We start from the raw sequence: 8,949 nt of genomic DNA, 5'->3' as shown, positions 1-8,949 counted from the left end.
TCCAACTCGGCATAAACGGCTTGGGTTTTCTCGGCGACTTCCTGTATGTCGGCCCACTTGCCCGGCAGACCCTCGACAAGGTCCTGCAATGCCATCTTGGCAATAGCTGCACGCAACTGGAGCTTTCGGACTTTCTTCCTCATCTTATCTAGGTCTGACATAGATCCTTCCTGGAACAATGGTTTTGTTGATGCGCTCCATCTCGGGCTAGGCTTCAATGGCTGCAGTCGCATCGTCGACCAGTTTCGTACCGGCCTCAGCAAGTTTGCGGAAAGTCTCGAAGCCGAACCGGTGGACGTCTCGACAGAACGCCCAACCGCTGGAAGCCCGCAGGGGCTTCATTCCAATTATTGGCGACGTCGACACGCCGGAGCGCTCCTCGATCGCAAGCGCTACGGCGGTGTAAACATGTCGAGCCTCCACAGCGCGTCAGGATCGGGATCGCCGCCAAAGGGTACCGCACGTTGCTGTTGCTTGGTGATGATGAACTCGGCCAGCAGCTCGGCATCCGAATGGCCTTCCCATAAGCCGAAGGAATCCTGAGTACGAATGAGCCGCAGGAGGCATTTGACGAACGGGGAAGCAAGGGCCTCGTCGTCATTGTTGACAGCAGGGCCAACCGGAGGAATTTCGTTGTTCGTCATTTCAGTCTTCGTCTTCGAGGTACGATTTCCTTTTCCTGCGATGCCCACTCCGGGTCCGCTTGCGTGGCCGACGAATGGCTTGGGCGGGCCAACCCCAAGAGTGCCCCGTGGCCGACCTCGACATGTCCACGAGTGCGAGACCTGCGGCGCGAATTCGCGGCGCACATCGTCTGCGCCGCGATCCGACCGGTGGTCAACGCAATTGAAATCCAACCTTCCGCAAGCCGCCGCCCTGCTGCATCGACATACTTGCTGCGAAGAGAGCTTCGATGGGCGGATTGGCCAGTGTTCAATTCCAATTGTCAGTCCCTTCGCGATTCTTGCTCAGGAAGTGACTTCGTTTTGAGTTTCGGGTGCCTTCTTTTGCGGAGCCACACAAAGATCCGCGTGACAGGCAGGCTCACCCGTGTAGTTGGCCAGTGCTTCGAGCAATGGGGTAAGATAGTACTGTTTGGTGTGGTCCGGAATTGGCCCCAGCCGGTCCACCGATTTCAGTGCCACCTCGATCAACTCGATTGCGCGATCTTTGTTGCCGCTCTCGTAATAATACTGAGCTACCGGGAGGTACCGGAGGTATTTAAACGGGCCATCGCCGTTCGGGGGATTGAGTGCCAGTATCTGTTCCGAGAGCTCGTTGCCCATCGCAAAGCGCTCCGCGCGCGGAAGATGGGAATTGTCCATCGTGGGATCGAAGAGTTGGTTGAGGGCCAAGGCCATCCACGACACCGCGTCGGACGTTTTGTCGATCGCGTCCTCGACCAATTCTCGCATGACCGGCATGCCGGTCTTGATGTCGCGCAGCTTGTGAAGCAGAAGATCCGCATGAATCTGCCGGAACTCACAAGAGTCTGGCATCAAGGCGAGGCCTTCTTCGATGGCCAAGAGCGCCGCCGTCCAATCCTCGGCCTGCATCGCCGGCTCAAGTTTGGCGTATATCGGCCCGGTAAGCGACATTTCGCGCGCTGCAAGTTGGTTATGCGCGATGCGCTTTGCATCGGCGGCTTTCGCTTCATAGCTGCTGCGCCAGCTGCCGTTAAGGACTTTCGGCAAAACGTCATCGAGTTCCGCCGGGTGGCCGATAAAAGCGATGTGGCCGTCGCGGTCGACCACGAACGAGGTGGGAATCCCAATCGAAGAGCTGGGATCCATCCAGAGCTTGTTCATTTCGCCAATGTAATCGAACCCGATACGATAATTCAGATTCGGGAACTCCTCGGTCAGCCAGGCATCCACGTTGGTCCGCGCCTCGTCTGCGGTAGGACCCTGTTCGCAGGCGGCAACTCCGACCGCCTCAAATCCGCTGCCTTCATATTTCTCCTGCAGTTCGATCAAATGGGGCATGGCGTCGACACATGGTCCGCACCAAGTCGCCCAAAACTCAACGAGGTAGACCTTGCCGGGCCGAAAGTTCGTGAGGGGCTCGCCACGCAGCCAGTTCTCCACTTTGATCGCAGGAGCCGGGGACCCCATACGCAGTTCCATCTTGGTGTCCAAAGTCATTCCACACCTTTCGTCTCTTTTGTCGCGGAATATTTTCCAGTCAAAATCGGACACGGTCTCGAGGGCATCGCTCCCTCTGGCTTGCTTCAGCGAAGCTCTCACCGTGTTGCCGCACATCAAGCTGCAACGGAGGTGCCAATTCCCTCAGCTCCGGTAAGCGGCGGGAAATGCTTTGAAATTCTCCACGAGGCCAAATGCGGCCGATTGTCGTGAACCCGACATGTCTTCTGCCGCTGTCGGGTTTCGCCCTATCACTCTTGAGAGCTTGGACGGCTCGCCTGTGATTAGACTGGCCTCGGCCCTCGAGCAGTGGCAGTTTGGCGCCAGTTCGAAAGCGCGAACTCGCCGGCTTGGTCCTCGTGCCGCCACCGCCGCGTGTGGATTCTTGCCCCGGAGTCAAAATTCGCCTCGCGGTTGCCAACGGCGGCATGCGCTCAATGCGCGTGGCGTTGAGCACCGACAGCACGTAATGGTACCAATTAGTGGATGCCCGTCGCTGCCTCCACTTCTCCAGCCAAGCGCTCGAACGACGCTACCTACCCACGTTCGAGCGCGACCGCGGAATCGCAGACTGCCGAACGTCAGCCGTTGCGAAAGGTGTAGCCGTACCCGTTGATCGCCGGTGCGCCGCCTAGATGTGCGTAGAGGACCCTCGATCCCTGTGGAAAGAAGCCCCTCTGGACGAGGTCGATCATCCCTTGCATCGATTTGCCCTCGTAAACGGGGTCCGTAATCATGCCCTCGAGCCGCGCGCACAAACGGATTGCCTCTTTGGTTTCCTCCGATGGAACGCCATAACCCGGGTACGCGTAGTCCATGAACAACACCACGTCTGCCTCGACAATTTCCGCTCCGAGGTGGACGAGCTTCGCTGTATTTTGGGCGATGCCAAGCACCTGCGCCTTGGTCTTGGCGGGCATGGCGGAGGCATCGATACCGATCACGTTGCGCTGTCGACCATCCTTGGCGAACCCGACGAGCATGCCGCCGTGGGTTGAACCAGTCACCGTACAGACGACGATATAGTCGAAGGCAAACCCAAGCTGCTCTTCCTGGGCACGCACCTCCTCAGCGAACCCCACATAGCCCAGGCCGCCGTATTTGTGGACAGAGGCGCCGGCAGGTATCGCATATGGCCTGCCGCCCCTTGCCTTGACTTCATAAAGTGCCTTTTCCCAGCTGCGGCGGATGCCGATGTCAAAGCCCTCGTCAACCAGGCGCACCTCTGCCCCCATGATGCGGCTCAAGAGGATATTGCCGACCCGGTCGTAGACAGCATCATCATGTGGGACCCAGCTCTCCTGGACCAGGAGGCATTTCATGCCGATCTTGGCGGCGACCGCAGCGACCATGCGCGTATGGTTGGACTGCACGCCACCGATTGTGACGAGCGTATCGGCATCTGACGCGATCGCGTCGGGCACAATGTATTCGAGCTTGCGCAGCTTGTTTCCGCCGAACGCGAGACCGGAGTTGCAGTCCTCGCGTTTGACGTAGATTTCCACCTTGTCGCCCAGATGCTTGCCGAGGCGGTCGAGCCTCTCGATCGGCGTGGGTCCAAAGGTGAGCGGATAACGTTCGAATTTTTCCAGCATGCTATCTCCAGCAAAAAAGTACCTGAACCTGCTACGCACCGGTCAGCCCAGGGGTATGGTCGCGTGTTAGCCGAACACAGATTCCCTATACGATCAGCTCAGTCATCAGAGGGTGACCAAAATTGGTGTGGGTCTGAGCACTGATCCTGTCATCCGCGCATCAAAGCAGCAGCACATGCTGGGCATTCGACCAAGCCGGGACACAGCTGAAAATTGCATTCCGCAGTTGATCAGAGTCAGACGACTGGTACCCGAGCTTTCCTGTAACCATCGGCATGCTGGCCCCTGTGGCGAGTTCCACGAGCGCGGCTAGAGGACTGCCAGATCAGAAAGAGCACGCGGCCGAAGTAGCCGGCCTGAAGCAGCAGCGAACAGGCCAGCGTCGTGACGACTGCCACACGGAGCGAATCCAAAGCGAAGTAAACCATCGACGCATTGCTGCACAGGACCAGCCCCACGAGCCGACAAAAAGATGAAGTGCACGCCGCTCCCCTGGTTTTCGCCAGATCATGTTGCGAGCTCGTCGGCCGGAACATGCGTCTGGCAGTTCTTGGGGCAGACGCGGCCGCAGGCTCCGCAGCCTATGCAGCGGCCGGCATCATCGACAACCATGATCATGCGATTGAGCTTGCCGTCGAAATCGTCGTCCTCGTCATCGCAGGGGCGAGGATTTCACCCGCATCATCAACGCCGTGAAGATGCATGACATCGCGCGAGCAGACCTTGAAACAACGGCAGCAGCCGATGCAGATTTGCTATCGATGGAGGTCAGGTACGGCGGCATCCAAATGGAGCCGTCACGGGTGGTGAATGTGCGCATCATCCTAAATTCTTCATTGAAGCGAGTTCTCTCTTGGCAACATCCAACTCGGCATAAACGGCTTGGGTTTTCTCGGCGACTTCCTGTATGTCGGCCCACTTGCCCGGCAGACCCTCGACGAGGTCCTGCAATGCCATCTTGGCAATAGCTGCACGCAACTGGAGCTTTCAGACTTTTTTCCTCATCCTATCTAGGTCTGACATAGATCCTTCCTGGAACAATGGTTTCTTGATGCGCTCCATCTCGGGCTAGGCTTCAATGGCTGCAGTCGCATCGTCGACCAGTTTCGTACCGGCCTCAGCAAGTTTGCGGAAAGTCTCGAAGCCGAACCGGTGGACGTCTCGACAGAACGCCCAACCGCCGGAAGCCCCCACGGGTTTCATTTCTATTGTCGGCGACGTCGACACGCCGGAGCGCTCCTCGATCGCAAGCGCTACGGCGGTGTAAAACATGTCGAGCCTCCACAGCGCGTCAGGATCGGGATCGCCGCCAAAGGGTACCGCACGTTGCTGTTGCTTGGTGATGATGAACTCGGCCAGCAGCTCGGCATCCGAATGGCCTTCCCATAAGCCGAAGGAATCCTGAGTACGAATGAGCCGCAGGAGGCATTTGACGAACGGGGAAGCAAGGGCCTCGTCGTCCCCGTGGACAGCAGGGCCAACCGGTTCATGAGGAATTTCGCTTTTCCCCAATTTCAGTACTCCTCTTGAAGGACGATCTCTTTTTCTGCGATGTGTGGTTCGGGCGCTTGCGTGGGCGGGGAATGGCTTGGGCGAGCCGATCCCACGCAACAGTGTCCCGTGGCCGACCTCGAGCACGTCCACCAATGCGAGACCTTTCACCGCGGCGCGAACGCCTGCGCCGCGGTTCGACCCGAGGTAAACGCAATGGAAATTCCACCTGCCGCAAGCCGCGCACTTTTGCGGCATCGACGTTATTGCTGCGAAGTGCGCCTGGGCGGGCGGATTTGCCGGTGTTCAATTCCAATTGTCATGCCCTTCGCGATCCTTGCTCAGGAAGTGACAGCGTTTTGAGTTTCGGAAGTCTTGTTTTGCGGAGCCACACAGAGACCCGCGTGACAGGCAGGCTCACCCGTGTAGTTGGCCAGGGCTTGGAGCAACGAGGTGAGGTAGCGCTGTTTGGTTTGGTCCGGCACTGGCTCCGAATGGTCCAGCGATTTGATTGCCACCTCGATCAACTCGATCGCCCGGTCCTTGTTGCCGCTCTCGTAATAATACTGAGCGACCGGAAAGTAACACCCGAATTTAAAGTCTCCATCGCCTTGCGGAGGATTAAGTTCCAGGATCTGTTCGGAGAGCTCCTTGCCCATCGCAAAGCGATCATCATGCGGAAGATGGGAGTTGTCGATCGTGGGATGGAAGAGTTGGTTCAGCGCCATCACCACCCAAGACATCGCTTCGAACTTTTTGTTGATCGCGTCCTCGACCAATTCGCGCATAAGCGGCAAGCCGGTTTTGATGTCGCGCAGCTTGTGAAGCAGAATATCCGCATGAACCCGCCGAAAATCAAAAGAGTCTGGCATCACGGCGAGGCCTTCTTCGATGGCCAATAGTGCCGCTGCCCAATCCTCGTCCTGCATCGCCGGCCCAAGTTTGGCGTATATCGGCTGACTCAGCGACGATTCGCGCACACGCGAGATTCGCTTTGCATCGACGGCTTTCGCTTCATAGCTGCTGCGCCAGCTGCCGTTAAGGACTTTCGGCAAAACGTCATCGAGAGGTGCCGGGTGGCCGATATAAGCGATGTGGCCGTCGCGGTCGACCACGAACGAGGTGGGAATCCCGAACGAAGAGCTGGGTTCCAGCCAGAGCTTTTTCATTTCGCCAGTGCAATCGAACGCTGTCCGATAATTCAGATTCGGGAACTTCTCGGTCAGCCAGGCATCCACGTTGGTCCGCGCTTCGTCCGCGGTTGCAGCCTTTTCGCAAGCTGCGACTCCGATAATCTCAAATCCGCTGTCTTTATATTTCTCCTGCAGTTCGATCAAATGGGGCATGGCGTGGACACATGGTCGGCACCAAGTCGCCCAAAATTCAACGAGGTAGACCTTGCCGGGCCGAAGGCTCGTGAGGGGCTCGCCACGCAGCCAGTTCTCCACTTTCAGCGCAGGAGCCGGGGACCCCATACGCAGTTCCATCTTGGTGTCCAAAGTCATTCCACACCTTTCGTCTCTTTTGTCGCGGAATATTTTCCAGTCAAAATCGGACACGGTCTCGAGGGCATTGCTCCCTCTCGCTTGCTTCAGCGGAGCTCTCACCGTGTTGCCGCACATCAAGCACGGCAAAGGGCATGCCAACCCTTCTTAGCTTCGGCAAGCGCCGGTACCGCCTTGAATAAGCGAGCCCTAACACGGCCAGCTGACGTTAACCTGAATGTCGGCTTTCGACGGCTCACCTTAGCGGCTGCCGTTTAGGAAGGTGAGAGTTTGGCTGGCCCGCTGGCGATAAGACCGGCTTCGGCGTCCTGGAGTAGTCGCACTTCGGCGATGGGGTCGAAAGTGCGGGAGAGGCTCGGTACCCTTGCAGCCACCGCCGCATGTGGCCCGGCGTCATAATTCGCGTCGCGGTTGCCAACGGCGGCGTTGGGCTCGATCCACGTGGCGTTGAGCCCGACAGCACGTAAAGCTGCATCGTGATTGAATGCCCTTTGCTGTTTCACGCCAAGCAGGAGTCGCGCGACGCTACCTTGCTCAAGCGCGAGCAGAGCGATCTGACGCCGTAGGAATATTGCTCGTCCCGCTTTTGCCGCCAGAGGCGGAAATCTTTCCTGAATGCCACCGCCGATCATCAATATCGACGAATCATATCCCGCTGCCCATTTGTTCGACTCCGAGGTCGGGCCAGCACTCCGTCAAGGGACGGTTGATGAACCCTAGATGCTCGGGATTGGCGCATGGCGCGCGCCGCAGAAGGCTGTCAAGGATGCGGCGCGCTCGCCAGGCCAGCAGCCCAAAGTTCGGATCAGCCAGCCCGCGCTGTCCAAGGCAGGCGTTCTGAACGAAAAGGCGTCGGTCTCGCGGTCCGTCCCAGTACACCGAAAAATCCTCGCCGATGGCGAGCTCATTGCCGATCTGTTCGAGGCGATCTGCGATCGGTTCTAGGAAACCCGGCAGCGGTTTCTCGTACCCGGTGGCCAGGATGACGATATCGGCGGTTACTTCTCCGATGTTGTCCAAGCCGCGTTGCAGCGTGAGCCTGTGCCCTGCTCCGGCATTGATGCAGCGCGACACGTTGCAACTTGGCCGCAATGTGATCTCGCATTGGTGTGGCTCGAGAAAGGCGTGGTGGTAGAGCGCCTGATAGACCGCGCGCAACTTGCTTTCTGAAATGCCCTCGGAGGCAAGCGCGAAACGCCGCAGGAACAGCTGTCGATGCACCTCGCTCATCGCAGCAAAACGATCCGAGAAGCATGGCGTGAACAGCCCGTTTGTGAACGCGTGGTCGTCGAAAGGCATCTCGCGCGTCAAGACCCATGTGATCGCCGCGGGCCGCCGTTCTTTCGGCCGGCCGACAAGGTGCAGTAGCAGCTCGGCTCCCGACTGTCCGCCGCCAACAACGCAGACATGCTTTTTTTGCACCTCAGGATTGATGTGGGCCAACTCAGATGAGTGGAACAGGTTGGGTCCAGTCCAGCCATGAAACTGAGGCGGAATTTGCGCCTGCTTGCCTATGTCGATGACGAGGTTTCTTGCATCAAGGACCGCGTTGTCCGTCCGCACGCGAAACTCGCCGTCAAAGCGGATTTCGCGAACGGCCTCGCCGCCACGGACAAGCGGATTCTTCTGGAACGCCCAGTTGAGATATTGGGCGAACTCGGCTCTAAGCACCCCGTGAAATTGCGCATTGAGGAAATTGTAAAGACGCCCGTTCTCGTGGAGGTAGTTTACGAATGTGTAGGCTGATCGCGGATTGACCAGAGTAACCAGATCCTGGAAGTGGCCGACCTGGAGCTCCGCGCAATCGAAAGCGCTGCCTGGATGTCCTCGGAAATCGACCTCCCGGTCCAGGAACAGTGCCCCTTGCGCAATCTCTTCCTGTATCTGACACGCAAGGCTCAAATTAGATGGTCCAGCACCCACACCAATACAAAAGAGGTCCACTTATCCTTACTCCTCTAGGAGTGTTTTCCAACTCAGCGGCATGTTGACGTCGATTGCCGGGCATTGAGCAATGCGAACCTCACAGGCATGCTTGAGCCGCGGTCCCGACTGAGAGGACAGCAAAAGCGTGTGCCGCCTTCCAGGTCTTGGGCTCAATGTCGGCGGCATCGACAGCGGCGCGGCGTGATCCGAACCCAAGAGCAGAAGGAAAGTGTGTGATGCTGTCGCGCGGCTCTTCCGGATCTTACGGCGGCTTCTAGCGCCGGCCTC

At 58.2% G+C, this 8,949-nt stretch carries 9 protein-coding genes and 2 pseudogenes; all 11 read right to left on the bottom strand.

The window, feature by feature from the left end; all coding sequences use genetic code 11:
- The coding region (locus FJV80_RS32335; protein ID WP_142878328.1) for a CCE_0567 family metalloprotein at window positions 1–161 on the bottom strand (161 nt) is incomplete at its 3' end.
- A gap of 46 nt (window positions 162–207) precedes the next feature.
- Window positions 208–644 (bottom strand): annotated as a pseudogene (locus FJV80_RS32330) (DUF269 domain-containing protein).
- A gap of 324 nt (window positions 645–968) precedes the next feature.
- Window positions 969–2,126, bottom strand: a complete 1,158-nt coding sequence (locus FJV80_RS32325) for a TlpA disulfide reductase family protein (RefSeq protein WP_063170386.1) — start codon at window positions 2,124–2,126, stop codon at window positions 969–971.
- 599 nt (window positions 2,127–2,725) lie between these two features.
- Window positions 2,726–3,739: a 1-aminocyclopropane-1-carboxylate deaminase gene (locus FJV80_RS32320; RefSeq protein ID WP_024505903.1), complete on the bottom strand. Its 1,014-nt coding sequence runs from the start codon at window positions 3,737–3,739 to the stop codon at window positions 2,726–2,728.
- A 236-nt stretch (window positions 3,740–3,975) separates the two neighbouring features.
- Window positions 3,976–4,167, bottom strand: a complete 192-nt coding sequence (locus FJV80_RS35455) for an exopolysaccharide production repressor protein (protein ID WP_127230899.1) — start codon at window positions 4,165–4,167, stop codon at window positions 3,976–3,978.
- Between the two features lie 79 nt (window positions 4,168–4,246).
- Window positions 4,247–4,562 (bottom strand): annotated as a pseudogene (gene fdxB / locus FJV80_RS32310) (ferredoxin III, nif-specific).
- Window positions 4,559–4,717: a CCE_0567 family metalloprotein gene (locus FJV80_RS32305; protein ID WP_224571204.1), complete on the bottom strand. Its 159-nt coding sequence runs from the start codon at window positions 4,715–4,717 to the stop codon at window positions 4,559–4,561. The pseudogene fdxB and the gene FJV80_RS32305 overlap by 4 nt, the downstream one beginning before the upstream one ends.
- 90 nt (window positions 4,718–4,807) lie before the next feature.
- The gene (locus FJV80_RS32300; RefSeq protein WP_224571203.1) at window positions 4,808–5,251 is read right to left on the bottom strand and encodes a DUF269 domain-containing protein; all 444 of its coding nucleotides are present in this window, start codon (window positions 5,249–5,251) and stop codon (window positions 4,808–4,810) included.
- 320 nt (window positions 5,252–5,571) lie between these two features.
- Entirely contained in the window at window positions 5,572–6,735 is a 1,164-nt protein-coding gene (locus FJV80_RS32295; protein WP_245438181.1) for a TlpA disulfide reductase family protein, read from the bottom strand.
- A gap of 254 nt (window positions 6,736–6,989) precedes the next feature.
- Window positions 6,990–7,367: a hypothetical protein gene (locus tag FJV80_RS32290; RefSeq protein ID WP_024505270.1), complete on the bottom strand. Its 378-nt coding sequence runs from the start codon at window positions 7,365–7,367 to the stop codon at window positions 6,990–6,992.
- Window positions 7,368–7,380: 13 nt separating this feature from the next.
- Complete coding sequence (locus FJV80_RS32285) at window positions 7,381–8,679, bottom strand: SidA/IucD/PvdA family monooxygenase (RefSeq protein ID WP_063169368.1); 1,299 nt, start codon at window positions 8,677–8,679, stop codon at window positions 7,381–7,383.
- Between the last annotated feature and the right edge of the window lie 270 nt (window positions 8,680–8,949).

The organism is Mesorhizobium sp. WSM4310, assembly GCF_007003935.1.
Classification (GTDB): domain Bacteria; phylum Pseudomonadota; class Alphaproteobacteria; order Rhizobiales; family Rhizobiaceae; genus Mesorhizobium.
Note: the sequence above shows the minus strand (reverse complement) of the source record. Positions and strands in the feature narration are given on the sequence as shown.